We start from the raw sequence: 19,305 nt of genomic DNA on the forward strand, positions 1-19,305 counted from the left end.
GCCGAGGCCAACCGCTGGCTCGCCCGCATCGAGGCCCTGCTGCGCCGACCGATCAGCCCCTCCCGCGCCGCGGTGGCGCGCCCTGCCGCGCCCGCGGCGGCGATCGCACAGGAGCCCGAGCCGCCGGCCCGCCCCGCCGGCGAAAGTTCGCTCACCCCGCTCTTCGCCCGCCTCGCCCACGAGGACGATGACGAAGCGGCGGCCGCCCACGACCAGGAGCACGACCACGACCACGACGAGGAAGCGGCGCACGAGCTTGCGCCGTGGGACGCGGCGGAGGCCGAAGAGGACGACGAGGAAGAAGACGAAATCCGCAGCCTGCGGCTCTAGGCGATGGGCGAGATCGTCCTCTATGGCTCGATCTACAGCCGCACCTTCACGGCCCGCTGGATCCTGGAAGAACTGGCCCTGCCCTACCGGGTGACGGAGGTCAGCCTGCGCAAACGCCACCAGAAGTCGCCGCGGTTCCTGAAGCTCAATCCCATGGGCAAGGTGCCGGCCCTCACCGACGATCGCGTGGTGGTGACCGAGACCACCGCCATCTGCCTCTACCTCGCCGACCGCTACGGACTGGGGAGCCTGGCGCCGGCCCCCGACGATCCGCGGCGCGGGCCCTATCTGCGCTGGGCGGTGTTCGCCACCGCCGTCCTGGAGCCCGCCATCTATATGCGCGAGCAGGCGCTGGATCCGTCCGGTGTCGGCTGGGGTGATTGTGACACCGCGCTGGGGGCGCTGGAGAGCGCGCTTTCGCCTGGTCCCTGGCTGCTGGGCGATGGGTTCAGCGCCGCCGACGTGGCGGTGGGCGCGATCCTGTCGGTGGCGATGTTCGCCGGCCGGGTTTCCGGCCGCCCGGTGCTCGAGGCCTACAACGCGCGCCTTTCCGAGCGCCCCGCCTACAAGCGCGCGGCCGAGGCCAACTGGCCGCCGCCGCCGTCCTAGGCTTCGTAGACCGTTCGCCCGCCGGCGACCGTGCGGACGATCCTGATGTCCTTGATCTTGTCCGGGTCCACGGCGTGGGGGTCCTGCGCCAGCACCACGAAGTCCGCCAGCTTGCCAGGCGTGATCGAGCCCTTGAGCTGCTCCTCATGGGTGGCGAAGGCGCCGTTCAGCGTGTTCACCCGCAAGGCCTCCTCGACGCTGATCTTCTGGTTGGCGCCCCAGGTCTTCCCGTCCCAGCCCTTGCGCGTGACCATGGCCTGCAGCGCCATCAGCGGCGAGAACGGCCCGGGGCTGAAATCCGACCCCGCGCAGACCGGCACGCCGGCGTCCAGGAAGTCGCGGAAGGCCATGGCGTTCCTGATGATGTCCTCGCCGTAGAACGGGAACTTGTCGGAGTTGTAGTAGGCGTAGGTCGAGAAGGCCGCCGGGACCACGTTCGCCGCCTTGATGCGGGCGATCAGGCCGGGGTTGACCAGGGTGCAGTGGGTGATCTTCGGCCGCGCGTTCGGGCGCGGGAACAGCTTCTGCGCCCGCTCGACGGCGGTCAGCACATTGCCGATCGCCACGTCGCCGTTGGCGTGGCAGTTGACGTCGATGCCGGCCCGATGGACCCGCTCGATCCAGGCGTTCAGCACATCCTGGGTCTCGGTGAGGTTGCCGTAGTAGGGCGGCGAGACGCCGGGATAGGGCCGGCTCATGGCCAGGGTCCGCTCGGAGAACGAGCCGTCGACCACATGCTCGGCCGAGGCGCCCAGCTTGATCCAGTCGTCGCCGAAGCCGGTCTCCAGGCCGGCGCGGATCATCGCTTCCAGCCCCTCGCCCTGGGGCTCGTAGCTGATCCGGTGCAGGAGCTTGCCGTCGGCGCGAATGTCCTGGATGGCGGCAAGATCGCCGCCCTCGTGGCAGACGCTGGTCAGGCCGTAGCGGACGAACTGTTTCGAGATGAAGGCGACGCCGTCTCGCGCCCGTCTCGCCCGCTCCTCCGGCGAGAAGGTCTCGCGCTTGCCAACCCGGGCGAAGACCACCGTCGCACGGTCGGTGACCCGGCCGGTCAGCTCCCCGTCCGGGCCATGGTCGAAGGTGCCGCCGGGCGGGTTGGGCGTGGCCTTGCCGACACCGGCCATCTCCAGCGCCTTGGAATTGTAGAACGAGGTGTGGCCGCCGCGATGGCGCACCACCACCGGCTGGGTGGTCGAGACCCGGTCCAGGTCGTGGCGATTGATCAGCCGGCCGTCCTTCACCTTGGTGTCGTCGAAGAAGAAGCCTTCGACCCAGGTGTCCGGCGGCAGGGTCTGGGCCTTGGCCTTCAGCTTGCCCACGATGGAGTCGATGGTGACGAACTCCACCTCGTAAGGGTTGCCCACCAGCACGTCGAACTGCAGCACCTCGCCCGGCGCGTGGTTGTGGCTGTCGATGAAGCCCGGGACGATCGTTCCGCCGGCCGCGTCGAAGACCTGGGCGCGCGGCCCGGCATGAGCCTTGATCTCAGCATTCGAGCCCACCGCCAGGAACCGGCCGCCCCTGACCGCGAAGGCCTGGGCGCGCGGCTGTTTCGCATCGACCGTCAGGACGTTGGCGTTGGTGACGATCAGGTCCGGGGCCTCCGCCGCCCAGGCGCCGCCGGCCGCAAGCGCGCCGAGGCTCGCGCCCGCATACCCCAGGAAGTCCCGCCGGTTCTGTTGGATCGTCCGCATGCCGCCCCCTCCGCTAAGGCAGTCTTGCGCCGTCGTGGCCTCTAGCCCAGCGCGAAATCCATCGCCGCTTCGCAGTGGGCGATGGCGGTGTCGACGGTGGGCGCCGGCATGGCGTCGACGTCCAGCAGCAGGCCGATCTCGGTGCAGGCGAAGGCCACGCCGTCACAGCCGGCGGCGAGGCCCGCCCGGATCATCGCCAGCACCTGCGCCTGCGAGGCCGGCTTGATCACGCCTACGATCAGCTCCTCGTAGATGATCGCGTGCAGCCGCTCGCGCTCGGCCTTTTCCGGGATCGCGGTCTCGATGCCCATGGCCGCCAGCCGCTCGGCGTAGAACGGCTTTTCCATGGTGTAGCGGGTGCCGAGCAGCAGGGTCTTGGTCACGCCCCGCGCCTTCAGGGCCTCAGCCGTCGCGTCGCCGATGTGGATCACCGGCGCGCCGACGCCGGCGGCCACCTGGTCGTAGTTCAGGTGCATGGTGTTGGCGCAGATCAGGATCGCCTCGGCGCCCGCCGCTTCCAGCGCCTGGGCGTGGCCCGCCAGGATGGCTCCGGTCGCCGCCCAGTCGTCCGCCGCCTGCAGCGCCGCGATGGGGGCGAAGTCCACCGAGCGGATCACCAGCTCCGCCGAATGGATGCCGCCCAGCCGCTCGCGCGCCAGCCGGTTCAGCGCCTGGTAGTAGACCGTGGTGCTTTCGGCGCTCATGCCGCCGATCAGGCCGATGGTCTTCATGGCGCGGGCGTCCGCATCAGATGTCCGCGTAGACGTGAGCCTCGCCCGCCGCGCCCGGATGGGTGACGGCCCCCAGGTGCGCCGGGCCCACCGAGCGGGCGAACTTCCAGAGCGCGCCGGAGCCATAGTTGGTCGGCCTTGGCCCCTCCTGGTCGAAGTGGCGCTTGCGGTTCTCCAGCTCGATCGGATCGACCTCGAGCTCGATGGTCCCGGCGTCGGCGTCGATGACGATGATGTCGCCGTCCTTCACCAGGCCGATCGGGCCGCCGTCGGCGGCTTCCGGCCCCACGTGGCCGATGCACAGGCCGCGCGTGGCGCCGGAGAATCGCCCGTCGGTGATCAGCGCCACCTTGTCGCTGATCCCCTGGCCGTAGATCGCCGCGGTGGTCGACAGCATCTCGCGCATGCCGGGGCCGCCCTTGGGGCCCTCGTAGCGGATCACCAGCACGTCGCCTTCCTTGTAGTCGCGCCGCTCGACGGCGGCGAAGGCGGCCTCCTCGCCGTCGAACACCCGCGCGGGCCCACGGTGCTGGCGGTGACCGAGGCCGGCCACCTTCACGATGGCGCCGTCGGGCGCGAGGCTGCCCCACAGGCCCACCACGCCGCCGGTGGGCGACAGCGGGTTCGACGCCGGGCGGATCACGTCCTGGTCGTCGCGCCAGACGACGTCCTTCAGGTTCTCAGCCATGGTCTTGCCGGTCACCGTCATGCAGTCGCCGTGGATCAGGCCCTCGTCCAGCAAGGTCCTGAGCAGCATGGGCATGCCGCCCGCCTCGCCCATCTTCTTGGCCGGATAGCGCCCGCCCGGCATCAGGTCGGCCAGGTAGGGCGTCCTCTTCATGATCTCGGCCACGTCGCGCAGGGTGAAGCTGATCCCCGCCTCATGCGCCATGGCCGGCAGGTGCAGGCCGCCGTTGGTCGAGCCGCCGGTCGCCGCCACCACGACGGCGGCGTTCTCGAAGGCTTCGCGGGTGCAGATGTCGCGCGGCCGGATGTTGTGCTCAAGCAGGCGCATCACCGCCTCGCCGCTGGCGTCGCAGTACTGGTCGCGCTCCAGATAGGGCGCCGGCAGCGCCGAGCTCAGCGGCAGGGCCAGGCCGATCGCTTCGGAGACGCAGGCCATGGTGTTGGCGGTGTACTGGCCGCCGCAGGCGCCGTCGCTCGGGCAGGCGTGCTGTTCCAGGTCGCAGAGGTCTTCCAGGCTCATCTGGCCGGCCGAGTGCTTGCCGACGCCTTCGAAGACGTCCTGTACGGTCACGTCGCGGCCGTGCCACGACCCCGGAAGGATCGAACCGCCATAGATGAACACGCTGGGCACGTTCAGGCGCAGCATGGCCATCATCATCCCCGGCAGGGACTTGTCGCAGCCCGCCACGCCGACCAGGGCGTCATAGGCGTGGCCGCGCATGGTGAGCTCGACGGAGTCGGCGATGACCTCGCGGCTGACCAGGGACGAGCGCATGCCCTCGTGCCCCATGGCGATGCCGTCGGTGACGGTGATGGTGCAGAACTCGCGCGGCGTGCCGCCGGCCCGCTTGACGCCGGCGGCTGCGGCGTTGGCCTGGCGCATCAGGGCGGTGTTGCAGGGCGCGGCTTCGTTCCAGCAGGACGCCACGCCCACGAACGGCTGGGCGATCTCGCGGCTGCCGAGGCCCATGGCGTAGTAGTAGGAGCGGTGCGGCGCGCGCGCCGGCCCCTCCGTCGTGTGCCGGCTGGGCAGCTTCGCCTTGTCCCAGCTTCCGTCGGGCTTGCGGTGCATGAAGGGCCTCCAGATCGAGGCTCGTTCCTTAAGCGTGCGGCGCAGCGTGGGGAAGCCCCGGCGCCGCCGCCCTCATCCCCGAACCGCGCGCTGAGGTTGCAGTTGGAACCTTGACCGCCGATACGCGTTATGGCCCCGTAGCATCGGTATCTCGCAACTGTCCGTTTCGCTTGCTGAAATTCCTAGATTCGAAAATCAGGTCTGCATGTAGACTGTAAATCCTGGGATACTCTTACTGAGTACACCATGGCCAAATCTTGGTCATTGTGTCAGGTTGTCACAGTACCGCAGCGCACAATGGGGGCAGCTTCGCTTACGGTGACTTTAGAGTGACCCCACGGAAACTGTGGCGTCTCTGCCGATTTAGGTGAGCTACAGTTAGTTATCACTGATAACTTATGCTCAAGCTGTTGACGCTCCCAAGTTGTGGCCCCAGCCTTCCAGAACAGGCGCAGCCAATAGCGCCACGTAATTTGCTGGGAGGAATCAAATGCCGTGGAAACGCTCTTTGCTGGCGTCCAGCGCTCTGCTGGCCGCAGTCATCGCCACCAACGCCCATGCCCAGACGCGGCCCGCCGCGACCGCGGCGGCCGCCGCGGGCAACACCATTGAGGAACTGGTGGTCACCGCCGAGCGGCGCTCGGCCAACCTGCAGGACGTGCCGGTGGCCGTGACCGCCTTCAGCGCCCGAGAGCGCGCGATCGAGGGCATCACCACCGTCCAGGACATGACCAACTTCACGCCGGGCCTGACCTACTCCAGCCAGCTGGACCGCCCGGTCATGCGCGGCCTCGCCCGCAACAACAACATCTACCTCTCGGACTCCGCGGTCGCGGTCTACTACGACGACTTCTTCTCCAACTCGACCTTCCTCGTCGGCCGCGACGACATGCTGATCGACCAGGTGGAAGTGCTGCTGGGCCCGCAGGGCACGCTGTACGGCCGCAACGCCGTGGGCGGCCTGATCAACACGCTCTCGAAGCACCCGCAGGAGGACTTCGGCGGCGAGTTCCGGATCGTCGCCGGCAACTACGGCTACACCAAGATCGAGGGCACGGTCACTGGGCCGGTGCCCGGCATCAACGGCCTGACCTACCGGCTCAGCGCCTACGATCTCAACCAGACCCAGGGCTACTTCAAGAACCTGGTCGGGCCGACCGAGGGCGACGTCCGCCACGACCCCTATTTCGACGCCATGCTCGAGTACAAGAACGACAAGAACGACATCTGGCTCGATGCCTATACGCTATGGTTCAACAACGACCGCGGCGGCCCGGGCGGCCTGCTCGGCATCCCCACCGCCGGCCACTACGACACCTCGGAGACCCAGCCGGGTCAGCTGGTGTTCAACCCGAACTTCCCGTTCGGCGGCGGCGCCGTGCCCGGCTCGGTGGTCGGCATTCCGCCCGGCCTGACCGACAACCCGGCGCAGAGGGACATCCGCACCTTCGCCCACGCGCAGCCGACCGACATCGTGCTCAACGCGACCTACACGGTCACCCTGCACTGGACCCATCACTTCGACGGGTTCGACATGAAGTACATCGGTGGATACAGCCAGTATCACTACAATCTGCACACCGCCTACTTCAACAACGACAACTCCCCGGTCACGTCCTATCAGATTCCGCTGGCGCCGGGCGGCACGTGCGCGACGCTCGGACCACCGACCTGCACGCCCTTGACCGTGCGTCCGCGGCAGATCTTCCAATATGAGGCGCACCCGAACTGGTCGAGCCACGAGCTGGACTTCTCGTCGACCAATGAAAGCCCGGTGCAGTGGATCGGCGGCGTCTACCGCTACGACGAGTTCGACAACAATCCGGAGACCTTCCAGGAGCCGGACCAGCCGCAGATCGGCGCGCCGCAGCCGGTCGCCCCCGGCCTGCCGGCGCCCCCCAACCCCAGCCTCAACTATCTGGTGCTGGACTATCAGGACCACATCTCGTCCACCGCCGTCTTCGGCCAGGTCGACTGGAAGGTCACCGACCAGATCAAGCTCACCGGGGGCCTGCGCTACACCTACGACGAGAAGCATGGCCAGGAAGAGGCTCGCTATATCGCCTTCCAGGACCTCTCGGCCGCGGTCAGCGCCGAGAACCTCGGCTCGCTGCTGCCGGCTGTGGACATCACCCCGGTGCAGGTCAGCAATGTGCTGAGCAAGGGCGTCTGCTCGCTGCCGACGCTGCAGACCACCGGCAAGTTCGCCGGCGACGACGTGCGCTGCCTGAAGGACCACTCCGACGCCTTCACCGGCACCGCCGGCATCTCCTGGACGCCGGACAGGGACACCCTGGTCTACGGTCGCTACAATCGGGGCTACAAGGCCTTCGGCTTCAACGCCGGCTTCATCGGCGCCAACGTCGAGGCGCTGCCGGAACACGTCGACGACTTCGAGGTCGGCTTCAAGAAGACTATGGGCAACTTCGTCCTCGACGCCGACGCCTTCTACTACAACTACGAGGACGCCCAGATCCCGATCGGCGTGCCGGTGGGCGCGGTCAACGTGACCGAATTCATCAACATCCCGAAGTCGATCTCCAAGGGCATCGAGTTCACCGCCATCTGGAATCCGCTCGACAACCTGAACCTCAGCCTGGTCTACGGCTTCGACGACACGCGCATCCAGTCCGGCTGCAGCCTGGTCGGCGGGGTCGCCACCGGCACCTGCCTCGTCGACGTGGCCGACCCGGCCGCGACCGCGGTCGGCGCCCGGCCGATCGGGGCCACCGGCGCCCAGGCGGTCAGCGGCAACGCGCTACCCCAGGCGCCCAAGAACAAGGTCGCCTTCAACGCCAACTACACCTTCCGGTTCGACCCGGGGAACCTGATCCTGTCCGGCAGCTACATCTGGAAGGACAAGTCGTGGGATTCGGTGTTCGAGCGGGCTTATGACGAGGCTCCGGCCTGGGACCAGGTCGATCTGCGCGCGACCTGGCAGGGCAACCACGACAAGTACGAACTCGTGGCTTACGTCCGGAACGTCTTCAACACCCTGGGCTACGACGCGGCGGCCGGCGGCTATCCGATCGCCGCCCCGGTCGGCGGCGGCGGCTTCACCCAGGCCCCGGCCTACGACCTGACCCCGCCGCGCACCTACGGCTTCGAGGTCCACTACAAGTTCTAGTCCCGCCGCGAGGCGCAGATTGCGGGCCGCCCCTTTCCCCAGGGGGCGGCCTCTTTTTTGGCCTCAGATCGGGGTGAGTTCGGCGATCCGGCCGAGCGCGGCGCGCCAGGCGGCGTCCATCTCGGCCGTCCAGGCCTCCCCCAGCAGCTCGCGGCAGGTCTGCGCCAGCAGCGGGAAGAAGCGGCCGAACACCTCGTGCGGCACGCCGAAGGCGTCGTGGTTGACCCGCTCGGCGGCGATCATGTTGGCCGCATAGGCGCCGTCCAGGTCCAGCAGGCACTGGAAGGCCATGGCCAGCATCTCGCCGCGCACCGCCCCGGTGGTGTCGCGCACGAACATCGCCTCCATCTCCGGATAGGCGGCGAACAGGCGCGCATAGACCTGCGGCGCGGGATCGCCGGCCCGCTCTGCCACGATCTCCAGGGATTGCGCGATGATCTCGCCCATGTCCGCCATGGGCCTATAGTCCGCCGAAAGCGACCGAAGAGGAAAGCCCGTGCCGTTCCACGATGTCATCTATGCCGCGGACCGCGGCGTGGCGGTGATCACGCTCAACCGCCCGGCCTACCACAACGCCCAGAGCTACCGGATGCTGGACGAGATCGACCAGGCCTTCGATCTCGCCCGGGCGGACGAGGCGGTGAAGGTGGTGGTCGTGAAAGGGTCCGGTGGGGTCTTTTCCACCGGCCATGACCTCGGCACCGAGGAGGGCATGGCCTATCGCGCGGCGCTGGGCGCCAAGCCCGGCATCCAGACCTACGACCAGTTCAAGAACTACAACCTCGACCTGCTGCTGAAGTGGCGGAACTTCCCCAAGCCCACCGTGGCCATGGTCGAGGGCTATTGCATCTACGCCGGCTGGATGCTGGCCGCAGCGATGGACGTGGTGTTCGCCGCCGAGGACGCCGAGTTCCTGGCCGGGATGGTGGAATATATGTCGATCCCCTGGGACATCGGCATCCGCCGCGCCAAGGAACTGGTGTTCGAGAGCCGTTTCATCTCCGCCGCCGAGGCCGCCCAGTACGGCCTGGTGAACCGCGTCCTGCCCAGGGCCGACCTGGAGCGCGAGACCATGGCCTGGGCCGCGCGCGTGGCCCAGAACAGCCCCGAGGTGCTGCGCATGGCCAAGCTGCAGATGAACAAGGCCCAGGACGCCCAGGGCTTCTCGCAAGCGGTCGAGGACAGCCTGGGCGACTACTGCGCCATGATGTGGATCCCCGGCGTCAGCCTGCGCATGGACGGCGAGAACCGGCTGCTGGCCGTCGACCTGGCGGTGCGCGGCAAGCGCGGGACGCGCGAAACGGCTTAGAGCGCCTCGTCGATCGCCGCGGTGATCTCCGGCGCCAGCGGCTCGGTGCGCGGTCCGAAGGCCTGCAAGGCCTCGCCGTGCTTACCGACCAGGATCTTGTGGAAGTTCCACACCGGCACGGCGCCCTCGCCCAGTTCCTTCTCCGCCCAGGCGTAGAACGGATGGCGCCCGGCCTCCTTCACATCGACCTTCGAGGTCATCGGGAAGTCCACCGAGAAACGGGTCTCGCAGAAGCTCTTGATCTCGGCTTCGGTCCCCGGCTCCTGGCCGGCGAACTGGTTGCAGGGCACGCCCAGCACGACCAGGCCCTTGTCCTTGTAGTCGGAGTAGAGCTTTTCCAGCCCGTCGTATTGCGGGGTGAGGCCGCAGGCCGAAGCGGTGTTCACCACCAGCACCACCTTGTCCTTGAAGCTCGACAGCGGCAGGGCCTGGCCGTCGATGGACTTGAACTCATAGTCGTAGGCGCTGGTCATGCCGGGCTCCTGTGCGAAGGCGGCCGGACGCTAGCGCCGATCCGCCTAGCCGGCGAGGCCTTGTTCGATGGCCAAGGCCAGGTCGAGCGCCCGGATCGCTTCCTCCGCATTGACGATCGGCCGGGGCGCCTCGCCGCGCACGGCCGCCAGGAAGCCCGCGACGCTGGCGCCCAGGGGATCCTGGCCGGCCGGCGTCTCGGCGTAGGCGGTGTTGAGCGCGAACGGCGTGGTGTTGCGGAACATCCGGTTCACGAAGTCGACCTCCACCTCGCCGGACGGATAGACGATCTTCATGATCCGCTTGCGGGCCGCAGCCTGGCGCGAGACGTCGAACATGGCGGAAAACCCGTCGTCGAAGGTGACCTCCGAGCGGGCGACGTCCCAGACGCCATCGTCGCTCATCCGCCCCTCGCCTTCCGCCGTCACTGGCTCGGCGGCGGAGATGGCCAGCGCCAGGTCGATGTCGTGAACCATCAGGTCGAGGATCGCCGAGACGTCGCGGCTGCGGTCCGACGGCGGGCCGTGGCGTAGAGCCTCGAGCCGGAGCGGCTGCTCGGGGATGTCCAGCAGACCCATGGCGCGCGATTGCACCCGCTCCTGATGGCCGCAGGCGACGACCAGGCCCTTGGCGGCCGCCGCGGCGCGCACCCTCTCGCCGTCGGCGACGCTCGTGGCGATCGGCTTCTCTACATAGACCGGCTTGCCGGCGGCGATGGCCGCGAGCGCGTGCTCGGCGTGCAGGGTCGCGGGCGAGGCCACGGTCACCACATCGACGGCGTCCAGGAAAGCGTCCAGGTCGTGGAAGGCGCGTCCGCCCAGCGGCACGGCCACGGCGGCCGCGCGGTCAGGATGCGGGTCGAGCACGGCGGAGAGCACCACGCCCGGCAGCCTGGCGTACTGGCGCGCATGGTAGCCGCCGAACACGCCGGCTCCGACAACGCCCCCCCTCAAGGCGTCAGGCATTGGGGGACTCAACCATCAACATCTCCGGTCAGGGCGGCCCGCCTAGCAGGTCATGGCTCTCGACGCCACCCGTGCCGGCGAGCTAAACGGTTGTTTGAACCCGGCCGGAAAGCCGCGACCGATCCTCCGAACAGGAAAGCCCCATGACCACCGTCCGAGAGATCCGCCTGAAGAGCCGCCCGTCGGGCCTGCCGACCCATGCCAACTTCGAGATGGCGAGCGTCGAGCTGGCCGCCCCGGGGCCCGGCGAGGTGCAGGTGAAGAACCTCTGGATGACGGTCGACCCCTACATGCGCGGGCGGATGAACGACGTGAAGAGCTACGCCCCGCCCTTCCAGCTCGGCAAGGCGATGGACGGCGGCGCGATCGGCCAGGTGACGGTCTCCAACGACCCCAACCTGAAGGTCGGCGAGCTGGTGCAGTCGGGCTATGGCTGGCGCGAGGGCTTCAACGCCCCGGCCGCGGCGTTGCAGAAACTGGACCCGCGCGGCCTGCCGCCCCAGGCCTTCCTGGGCGCGGCCGGCATGCCGGGGCTGACCGCCTACGCGGGCCTGCTGAAGGTGGCCGCGTTGAAGGACGGCGACGTGGTCTTCGTCTCCGGCGCGGCGGGCGCGGTGGGCGCCATGGTCTGCCAGATCGCCAAGGCCAAGGGGCACGTGGTGATCGGCTCGGCCGGCGGAGCCGAAAAGGTGGCCTGGCTGAAGTCCATCGGCGTCGACCACGTGATCGACTACAAGGCCACCAGCGACCTCAACGCCGCCCTGACGGAGGCCGCGCCGGGCGGCATCGACGTCTATTTCGACAACGTCGGCGGCGCCCATCTCGAGGCGGCGCTGAACAGCGCCAAGCTGTTCGCCCGCTTCGCCATCTGCGGGATGATCTCGATCTACAACGCCACCAAGCCCGAGCCCGGCCCCTCAAACCTCGCCCAGCTGATTGGCAAGAACATCCGAATGGAAGGCTTTATCGTCAGCCACCACTTCTCGATGATGCCGCAGTTCCACGCCGACCTCGCCAAATGGGTCGCCGAGGGCAAGGTCAGCTGGAAGGAGACGGTGTTCGACGGCCTCGACGCCGCACCCGACGCCTTCATCGGGCTCTTCAGCGGCGAGAACCTGGGCAAGATGCTGGTGAAGCTCGGCTGAAAGCTGTGATTGGACCGTCACGCTCCAGGGGCTAGAACCGCTCGTCCCTTTCGTTTCAGGTCCTGGTCCCGGAGTCCCTGCACGTGCCGCGCCTGTTCAGCGCCTATGTGATCGTCGACTGGAGCGCGGCGTCGAAGCCGACCACCGGCGCCGATTCCGTGTGGATCGGCGTCCTGAAGCGCGACGTGCGTTTCCGCCTGGCTTTCGAGAGCTTCAACCCGGCGACGCGCGCCGAGGCCGAGGCCAAGCTCACCGCCCTGCTCGCCGACTTCAAGAAGCGTTCGGAGAAGGCCCTGGTGGGTTTCGATTTCCCGCTGGGCTTCCCGCGCGGCTTCGCCGCCGCCGCCAAGCTGAAGGGCGAGCCGCCCTGGCGCGCGGCCTGGGAGGAACTCGGCAAGCGGGTGGTCGACAAGCCCACCAACATCAACAACCGTTTCAACGTCGCCGCCCAGCTGAACCGCCTGCTGACCGACGGGCCGTTCCCGTTCTGGGGTTGCCCGCCGAAGGACGTGCAGACGACGCTGACGGCCACGCGCCTGCATCCGCACGGCGCCGGCGACCTGCCGGAGTTCCGGCGCGGCGAGGTGCTGGCCGCCGCCGCCTCCTCGATCTGGAAGACCTATTACAACGGTTCGGTCGGCGGTCAGGCGCTGGTGGGCATCCCGGCGGTCCGGCGGCTGAAGCAGGCGCGCGGCGAGGCCGCTCGCGTCTGGCCGTTCGAGACGGGTTTCAAGGCGCTGACCGAGGCGGATCTGGACGGCGTCGATGTCGTCCTCGCCGAGGTCTATCCCTCGATGCTGAAAGGCGCGGCGCTGCCCGGCGAGGTGAAGGACCAGACCCAGGTCCGCGTGCTGGCCGAGCATTTCGCCAAGCTGGACGAGGCCGGCAAGCTGGGCGAGGCCTTCGGGCCGCGCAAGGGGACCGCCGCCGACGTGGTGATCGACGCCGAGCGCGAGGAAGGCTGGATCCTGGGAGCTGGCTAGGGAGCCGGCTAATCCCGCCGGCTGAGCATCCAGAACCGGCCCAGCAGCAGCACCGCCGAGATCAGGCTGGCGATCACCACCGCCCAGGCGATGCCTAGCACGCCCATGTGCCTCGGGATGGCCAGGAACCAGGCCAGCGGCGCCATCACCACGATGTAGCTGGTGAGGTGCGTGCCGGTCGGAACCCAGACATCGCCGCGGGCCCGCAGCGACTGGGCGGTCACCACCTGCAGGCAGTCCGGCAGGTACATGAGGCAGGAGACGATCAGCGCCGGGATGGCGATCGCTAGCGTCTCCGGGTTCTTCGTATAGGCCGACGAGATCAGGGCGGCGTTCGGCCAGATCACCAGGCCCACCGCCACGCCGAACAGGCTGATGACGCCGAAGGCGACCAGGGCGGCGCGGACCACGCCGCGCGGCTCGCGGGCGCCATAGGCGCGGCCGACGCGCACCGCCGCCCCGGTCGCCAGGCCCAGCGGGACCATGAAGACGATGGCCGCGACGTTGAGCACGATCGCCCAGGCGGCCACCGCCAGCCCGCCGATCCAGCCGGCGATGATGTTCATGCTGGAGAAGGCCGCCACCTCGAAGAAATTCGACGCGCCGGCGCCGAAGCCGATCCGTCGCTGGTCGGCCTCGGCGGCGCGGTCGCGCGGCGGCTTGGTGAAGACGCCCAGCGCGCGCGCCTCCGGCATGAACGCGATGTAGGTCAGCATGGCGACGGCCAGGAAGCTGCGGGCCCCCGTGGTGGCGCAGGCGCCGCCCACCGCGCCCAGGGCCGGCAGGCCGAAGGTCCCCGGCACCAGAAGCAGGTCCAGGCCCAGGTTGATGGCGTTGGCGACCCACATGGCCCAGGCGAACGGCCCGGGGCGCGACAGGCCCTCCAGCCAGGAAGCGGCGCTGACGCTGATGGTGTAGCCCGGCAGCGAAAGGGCGAAGACCAGCAGCGCCCGCGTCGCCCCATCCGCCAGGCTCTTCTCCAGGCCGATGGCGTGCAGGAACGGCGGCCCCAGCAGCACCAGCAGCGCAGCCGAGCCAAGTCCCACCCAGAGCGCGTAGCCGAGGCCGCGGCGCAGCACCGCGCCGGTCTCATTCCGACGGCCCTCGCCGATAGCCCGCGCGGTCATCACCTGCACCCCGCTGAGCAGGCCGATGGCCATGGTCACCGCCACCGCGCTCGGGGCCCAGCCCAGGGCGTGGTAGCCGAGCTGCACCGCCGAATAACGCCCGACGACGATGGCGTCGGAGAGGCCCATGGCCATGATGCCCAGGCGTGAGATCACCACCGGCCCGGAGAGCTTCAGGAGCTCGGCCAGTTCGGTGCGGACGGGAAGGACGCGCCCGCCCGCAAGGGAGGACGCCTGGGCCGGCGCGCGGTCCATGACGGGTCATCCGGTTTTCAAAGAGGCCGGGAGATTGGCGCCCGCGCCGAAAATGGCAAGCCGTAGCTCAGCCGCGGCGGCCGACCGTGACGCCGAAGGCACATCGGAAAACGCCGTTCGGCGGTATAGTCACTGCGGAGACGGAGGGGTCGATGGCCAAGATCGTGGCGCGCCGGGTGTGCGCGGAGCGGGAGGGCGGCTTCGTCGTCTTCCTGATCGGGATGCGGGTGAACAAGCCGTGGAAATTCTGGAAGTGGCTGCCGGTCTCCACGGCCATGCCGAAGATGATCGTCGAGCTCTTCAAGAATCCTGAGCTCGGCCTGCTGCACGCCCAGACCCAGTTCAGCTTTCCGAACGTGACGGTGACCCAGTACTGGGAAAGCTTCGAGAAGCTGGAGGCCTACGCCAAGGCGCGCGACAAGGCCCACCTGCCCGCCTGGCAGGCGTTCAACCGGGCGATCGCCTCCAACGGCGACGTCGGCATCTGGCACGAGACCTATGTGATCGGGCCCGGCCAGTACGAGAACATCTACAACAACATGCCGCCCTATGGCCTGGGCGCCTGCAGCGCCGTGGTCGACGCGGTCGGCGGCCGTCAGGCGGCGCGCCAGCGGGTGAAGCAGGCGGCCGCCTAAGCCAGGAGCCTTACTTCGGCGCAGGCGCGCTGGGGGTCGGAAGGCTGGGCGCGCTGAGGTGTGGCGTGTTCACATTGAGGTTCACGTCGACCTTCTTGGTGCTCGAGCCGCCCAGGATGCCGGACTTGAAGGCGAAGACGCCCGCGATGACGATCAGGACGGCCAGGAGGACGCCCATGACCACGCCCATGCCTCCGCCAGAGCCGCTTCCGGTATTGCCGGCGTTCGTATTGGACATCTGGACTCTCCGCCATCGCCAGGGGTGAGCCCAAAAGCCGGCGTTCGCTGAAAAGGTTCCCCTCTCCCTTGGCGGCGGCCGTGTGACAGGCGAGAGGCGCCGCCGCGCCCGATCATCATGATCCTGCCGATATTTATATCATAATATGATATGATACACGCCAAGTTCAGTTCAGCCGGGAGTCTGTCGCCATGCGCATCGCCGTCGCACTCACGCTAGGAGCCGCGCTTTCCTTACCCGTCGCGGTCCTGGCCGCCCCGGCCGCGCCGGCGACGGCGGCCAAGTCGATGGCCGACCCGACCATCCCGCAGCCCGGCTGGAAGCCGCCAAAGAACGCCGAGGGACAGCCGGACCTCTCCGGCTATTGGTCCAACGCCACCATGACGCCGCTGGCCCGCAACGCGAAGCTGACCGACAAGGCGACGCTCAGCCCGACCGAGGCGCGATCCGCGGAGAAGACCTGGGCCGCCGCCATCGCCGCGGCCGACGCGCCCACCGACCCCAATGCGGGCGCCACGCTGTCGAAGGCCAAGGCGAGCGACTCCAAGCTGCTGTCGATCCGGCCGGAGTTCGCCGCGGCCGGCGGCGACGTGGGCGGCTACAACGCCTTCTGGCTCGACCCCGGCTCACACATCATGGAGGTCGACGGCCAGTTCCGCACCTCGCTGCTCACCACGCCCAACGGCGAGCCGCCGGCGCGCAAGAACGGGACGACGCCGGCGCGGTTCGCGCGACCCGCCGGCCGGCGGGACAACTACGACAGCTACGAGTACCGCTCGCTAGGCGAGCGCTGCATCATCGGCTTCGGCCGCAACGCCGGGCCGCCCATGCTGCCCAACGGCTTCTACAACAACGACTACCAGATCCTGCAGACGCCCAAGGCGGTGGTCATCGACGTGGAGATGATCCACGACACGCGGATCATCCGGCTGAACGCACCGCACCGCACCGACGGCGTGCGCCCCTGGATGGGCGACTCGGTCGGCCACTACGAAGGCAATACGCTGGTGGTCGAGACGACCAACATCCCGCAGGCCCAGAACTTCATGGGCTCGTGGAAGAACCTGAAGGTCACCGAGTGGTTCACCCGCGTCTCGCCCACCCGGCTCAACTACCGCTTCCAGGTCGAGGACCCCGACACCTGGGCCCAGCCCTGGGGCGGTGAGTACGACTTCGCGCCGCTACACGGGATCATCTACGAGTACGCCTGCCACGAGGGGAACTACGCCCTGCCATCGATCCTGGCCGGCGCCCGCCGCCAGGAAAAGGCCGCCGCCAGCGCACCGGCGCAGGCGAAGCCCGGAGCGTAGGGGCCCGCCTCAGCCGGTCTGCTGCGCCAGCCTGCGCCAGGCGGCCGGCGGCATGCCCTGGGCCCGGGCGAAGGCGCGATTGAACGCGGCTTCGCTTCCATAGCCGGCCTCGCTGGCGATCGCGGCGATCGCGCGGTTGCTCGTGCTCAGCGCCACGCCGGCGAGGCAGAGCCGCCAGTCGCGGACGTAGCGCATCGGCGAGGTCGCCAGCATGGTCTCGAAGCGTTCGGTCATGGCGCTGCGGGAAAGCCCGCTGGCGGCCGCCAGCGCGCCCAGCGACCAGTCGCGTTCCGGATCGGCGTGGATCAAGGCCAGGCACCGGGCCAGCCCCGGATCGGTCATGGCCGCAAGCCATCCGCGCGCGCCGGCAGGCGTCGAGGAGACGTGCTGGCGCAGCACCTCGATGAAGGTGATCTCGGTCAGGCGCTCCAGCACCGAGACGCCGCCCGCCCGAGGCTGGTCCACCTCGGCGACGATCTGGGCGATCGTGGCGTGCAGCCAACCGAGGCCGTCGGCCTTGGTGCGCACGTGCAACAGCGTCGGCAGGCCGTCGCGCAGCGGCTGGAAGCTCGCCGCGGCGAACTCGAGATAGCCGCAGAGCAGGCGCACCGCCGGCCCGCCTTCGCCGTAACGCAGCACCGGGATCTCGCGCCAGGGCCGTGGCGGCAGGTCCTTGACCGGCGTCACCAGCGCGCCGTCCCGCCCGACCCCCAGCTGGTGACCCGTCCCGAACGGAAAGGCGACCACATCGCCTTCGTTGAGCGCGACGGTGCGACCCTCCATCTTCAGCCAGCAGGTCCCCTGCACGACGATATGGAACGGCGTCGCCCCGCCCGGCCGCGCCAGGCTGGCGAGCGAAGGCGCCGCGTCGGTCTGCCACTCGCCCTTCGGCATGAAGCAGAACTGCACCGAACCGGACAGCCGCACCGCCCGCAGGACCGCGGAGAGCACGTCGGCGGCGCGCGCGCCGTCCCGCTGCTGCGGCGGACGTTCGATCAAGAGGTTCGGCGGCCCGGCCAAATACCTGCGTCTCCGATGCGCCTACCCCTTCGATCACGGGCCAACCGCAACGAAGGGAAGACTACTGTGGCGACGCAACAGGACAAGCTGGTGATCCTGATGACCAAGGGCATCGACTCCGAGCTCTCGTCGGTGGGGTTCACGATCGCGAACGGCGCCATCACGGCCGGGCTGCAGGTCTCGGTGTTCCTGACCAGCGCCGCCGTCGACCTGGTCAGGCGCGGCGGCCAGGCCATGACCCACGTGCCGCCGCTCGATCCCCTCGCCGCGCTGATCGCGAACTTCCAGGGCCGCGGCGGGGTCATCTGGGTCTGCCCGCCCTGCGCCGCGACCCGCGGCTATGAGGCCTCGGACCTGATCGAGGGCGTCACGATCATCGGCGGCAGCGCCATGTTCGCCGTCATCAAGGAGGGCGCCGCGACGCTGTCGTTCTGATCGGTGCTGACGGGATGCAGGCACGCCCGGCATTGTCCGCGTCCGCCGCGCGCGGCACCTTGGCGAGGCCGCCGCCCGAGGGAGCCTGACCGATGCGTTCCACCGCTCTTCGCCGCATCGCCCTGTCGATCGCCGTCGCCTGGGTTGGCGTGGCCTGGGTTGGCGGGGCCTGGGTTGGCGGGGCATGGGTTGGCGGGGCATGGGCGGGCGGCGCGGCGGCGGCGGACCCGCCGGCGGGCGGCGCGATCAGCGTGCCGTTCGGCGACACGGCGATGGTGGCCGAGCCCTGCCCGCCCCTGCCGCAGACGCTGGCGCGCTATCTGGCCGGGCCGGCGGGCCAGCCGCTGTCGGCCGAGGCGGCCCGCGACTACCAGGCCTACAACGCCTGGACCCAGGCCAACGACTGGCCGGGGCTCTGCCGCTATCGCGAGGCCGACCGCGAACTGGCGGCGGCGGGGCCGCGGCCGCGGGTGGTGTTCATGGGCGATTCCATCACCGAAAACTGGCGCCGCTACGACCCGGGCTTCTTCCAGGGCGGGGTGGTGGACCGCGGGATCAGCGGCCAGACGACGCCGCAGATGGTGGCGCGGTTCTACCAGGACGTGGTCGCCCTGCATCCGCGGGTGGTGCACATCATGGCCGGCACCAACGACGTCGCCGGCAACACCGGGCCCACCGCCGAGGACAGCTTCCAGGCCAACGTCATGGCCATGGTCGACCTGGCCCGCGCCAACGGCATCGCCGTGGTGCTGGCCTCCATCCCGCCGACCGACCACTTTTCCTGGCGCGCGGCGCTGAAGCCCGCGCCGCAGATCGCTCGGTTGAACGCCTGGCTGGCCGCCTACGCCAGGCGGCGCGGGGCGGTCTTCGTGGACTACACCGCAGCGCTCGGCGGACCGGGCGGCGCGATGCGCCCGGCGCTGACCAAGGACGGGGTGCATCCGATCAAGGCCGGCTACGACCTGATGGAGCCGCTGGCGATGAAGGCGGTGGCCGAGGCGGAAGGCAAGCGGGCGCGGTGACGGCCTAGGTGTCGAAGCTATGAAGGTTGTTCACTCGGGGCTGGGCTGAGAGGCTGGGGTTGCGAAGCTCCAACCCTTGGTCCCGAGGCCCCGAATGAACGTGCATAAGAATGCTCGGCTGACGCCGTTTGGTCGAGCGG

The 19,305-nt window shown here is 69.1% G+C and carries 18 protein-coding genes and 1 pseudogene; 10 read left to right on the forward strand and 9 right to left on the reverse strand.

Features of this window, described 5'->3' with window-relative positions; all coding sequences use genetic code 11:
• Together VGL85_RS20530 and VGL85_RS20535 are read left to right on the forward strand one after the other, a co-directional pair.
• Positions 1-330 (forward strand): annotated as a pseudogene (locus VGL85_RS20530) (hypothetical protein); the annotation flags it as partial.
• 3 nt (positions 331-333) lie between these two features.
• Positions 334-939, forward strand: coding sequence for a glutathione S-transferase family protein (locus tag VGL85_RS20535; RefSeq protein WP_331590890.1), 606 nt, complete (start codon positions 334-336; stop codon positions 937-939).
• On the opposite strand, the gene VGL85_RS20540 is transcribed toward VGL85_RS20535, so the two are convergent.
• The 3 genes from VGL85_RS20540 to ilvD are packed head-to-tail and all read right to left on the reverse strand — an operon-like array spanning position 936 to position 5,123.
• On the reverse strand, positions 936-2,633 hold the full coding sequence (locus VGL85_RS20540) for an amidohydrolase (protein WP_331590891.1): 1,698 nt from the start codon (positions 2,631-2,633) through the stop codon (positions 936-938). The genes VGL85_RS20535 and VGL85_RS20540 overlap by 4 nt on opposite strands.
• A gap of 41 nt (positions 2,634-2,674) precedes the next feature.
• Positions 2,675-3,364 carry an aspartate/glutamate racemase family protein gene (locus tag VGL85_RS20545; protein WP_331590892.1) on the reverse strand — a complete coding sequence of 230 codons (690 nt, stop codon included), beginning with the start codon at positions 3,362-3,364 and terminating at the stop codon, positions 2,675-2,677.
• Between the two features lie 16 nt (positions 3,365-3,380).
• Complete coding sequence (ilvD, locus tag VGL85_RS20550; protein WP_331590893.1) at positions 3,381-5,123, reverse strand: dihydroxy-acid dehydratase; 1,743 nt, start codon at positions 5,121-5,123, stop codon at positions 3,381-3,383.
• Between the two features lie 490 nt (positions 5,124-5,613).
• On the opposite strand from ilvD, the gene VGL85_RS20555 reads away from it, so the two are divergent.
• A complete protein-coding gene (locus VGL85_RS20555) occupies positions 5,614-8,250 on the forward strand; it encodes a TonB-dependent receptor (protein WP_331590894.1) in 2,637 nt (878 codons plus the stop codon).
• A 63-nt stretch (positions 8,251-8,313) separates the two neighbouring features.
• Here VGL85_RS20555 and VGL85_RS20560 read toward each other — a convergent pair whose 3' ends face one another.
• On the reverse strand, positions 8,314-8,706 hold the full coding sequence (locus VGL85_RS20560) for a globin (protein ID WP_331590895.1): 393 nt from the start codon (positions 8,704-8,706) through the stop codon (positions 8,314-8,316).
• A gap of 40 nt (positions 8,707-8,746) precedes the next feature.
• Here VGL85_RS20560 and VGL85_RS20565 point away from each other — a divergent pair, with 40 nt between their 5' ends.
• A complete protein-coding gene (locus VGL85_RS20565) occupies positions 8,747-9,559 on the forward strand; it encodes an enoyl-CoA hydratase-related protein (protein ID WP_331590896.1) in 813 nt (270 codons plus the stop codon).
• Here the strand turns inward: VGL85_RS20565 and VGL85_RS20570 are convergent.
• Together VGL85_RS20570 and VGL85_RS20575 are read right to left on the reverse strand one after the other, a co-directional pair.
• The gene (locus tag VGL85_RS20570; protein ID WP_331590897.1) at positions 9,556-10,032 is read right to left on the reverse strand and encodes a glutathione peroxidase; all 477 of its coding nucleotides are present in this window, start codon (positions 10,030-10,032) and stop codon (positions 9,556-9,558) included. The two genes, VGL85_RS20565 and VGL85_RS20570, sit on opposite strands and share 4 nt — an antisense overlap.
• 45 nt (positions 10,033-10,077) lie before the next feature.
• On the reverse strand, positions 10,078-10,995 hold the full coding sequence (locus tag VGL85_RS20575; protein ID WP_331590898.1) for a Gfo/Idh/MocA family oxidoreductase: 918 nt from the start codon (positions 10,993-10,995) through the stop codon (positions 10,078-10,080).
• Between the two features lie 143 nt (positions 10,996-11,138).
• Here VGL85_RS20575 and VGL85_RS20580 point away from each other — a divergent pair, with 143 nt between their 5' ends.
• The gene (locus VGL85_RS20580; RefSeq protein WP_331590899.1) at positions 11,139-12,140 is read left to right on the forward strand and encodes an NADP-dependent oxidoreductase; all 1,002 of its coding nucleotides are present in this window, start codon (positions 11,139-11,141) and stop codon (positions 12,138-12,140) included.
• Positions 12,141-12,223: 83 nt separating this feature from the next.
• On the forward strand, positions 12,224-13,123 hold the full coding sequence (locus VGL85_RS20585) for a cobalamin biosynthesis protein CbiG (RefSeq protein ID WP_331590900.1): 900 nt from the start codon (positions 12,224-12,226) through the stop codon (positions 13,121-13,123).
• 8 nt (positions 13,124-13,131) lie between these two features.
• Here the strand turns inward: VGL85_RS20585 and VGL85_RS20590 are convergent, their stop codons facing one another.
• Positions 13,132-14,505 carry an MATE family efflux transporter gene (locus tag VGL85_RS20590; protein WP_331590901.1) on the reverse strand — a complete coding sequence of 458 codons (1,374 nt, stop codon included), beginning with the start codon at positions 14,503-14,505 and terminating at the stop codon, positions 13,132-13,134.
• Between the two features lie 152 nt (positions 14,506-14,657).
• Here VGL85_RS20590 and VGL85_RS20595 point away from each other — a divergent pair, with 152 nt between their 5' ends.
• On the forward strand, positions 14,658-15,140 hold the full coding sequence (locus VGL85_RS20595; protein WP_331590902.1) for a DUF4188 domain-containing protein: 483 nt from the start codon (positions 14,658-14,660) through the stop codon (positions 15,138-15,140).
• Positions 15,141-15,150: 10 nt separating this feature from the next.
• On the opposite strand, the gene VGL85_RS20600 is transcribed toward VGL85_RS20595, so the two are convergent.
• Positions 15,151-15,378 carry a hypothetical protein gene (locus VGL85_RS20600; RefSeq protein ID WP_331590903.1) on the reverse strand — a complete coding sequence of 76 codons (228 nt, stop codon included), beginning with the start codon at positions 15,376-15,378 and terminating at the stop codon, positions 15,151-15,153.
• A gap of 191 nt (positions 15,379-15,569) precedes the next feature.
• Here VGL85_RS20600 and VGL85_RS20605 point away from each other — a divergent pair, with 191 nt between their 5' ends.
• Positions 15,570-16,688 (forward strand): hypothetical protein, encoded by a 1,119-nt coding sequence (locus VGL85_RS20605; RefSeq protein WP_331590904.1) that lies wholly within the window; start codon positions 15,570-15,572, stop codon positions 16,686-16,688.
• A 9-nt stretch (positions 16,689-16,697) separates the two neighbouring features.
• Here VGL85_RS20605 and VGL85_RS20610 read toward each other — a convergent pair whose 3' ends face one another.
• Positions 16,698-17,708 (reverse strand): AraC family transcriptional regulator, encoded by a 1,011-nt coding sequence (locus tag VGL85_RS20610; RefSeq protein ID WP_331590905.1) that lies wholly within the window; start codon positions 17,706-17,708, stop codon positions 16,698-16,700.
• Between the two features lie 66 nt (positions 17,709-17,774).
• Between VGL85_RS20610 and VGL85_RS20615 the strand changes: the two genes are divergently transcribed.
• Together VGL85_RS20615 and VGL85_RS20620 are read left to right on the forward strand one after the other, a co-directional pair.
• Entirely contained in the window at positions 17,775-18,143 is a 369-nt protein-coding gene (locus tag VGL85_RS20615) for a DsrE family protein (RefSeq protein ID WP_331590906.1), read from the forward strand.
• Positions 18,144-18,235: 92 nt separating this feature from the next.
• Complete coding sequence (locus VGL85_RS20620) at positions 18,236-19,165, forward strand: SGNH/GDSL hydrolase family protein (RefSeq protein WP_331590907.1); 930 nt, start codon at positions 18,236-18,238, stop codon at positions 19,163-19,165.
• The last annotated feature ends 140 nt before the right edge of the window (positions 19,166-19,305 follow it).

This window comes from Phenylobacterium sp., assembly GCF_036501465.1.
Lineage (GTDB): Bacteria > Pseudomonadota > Alphaproteobacteria > Caulobacterales > Caulobacteraceae > Phenylobacterium.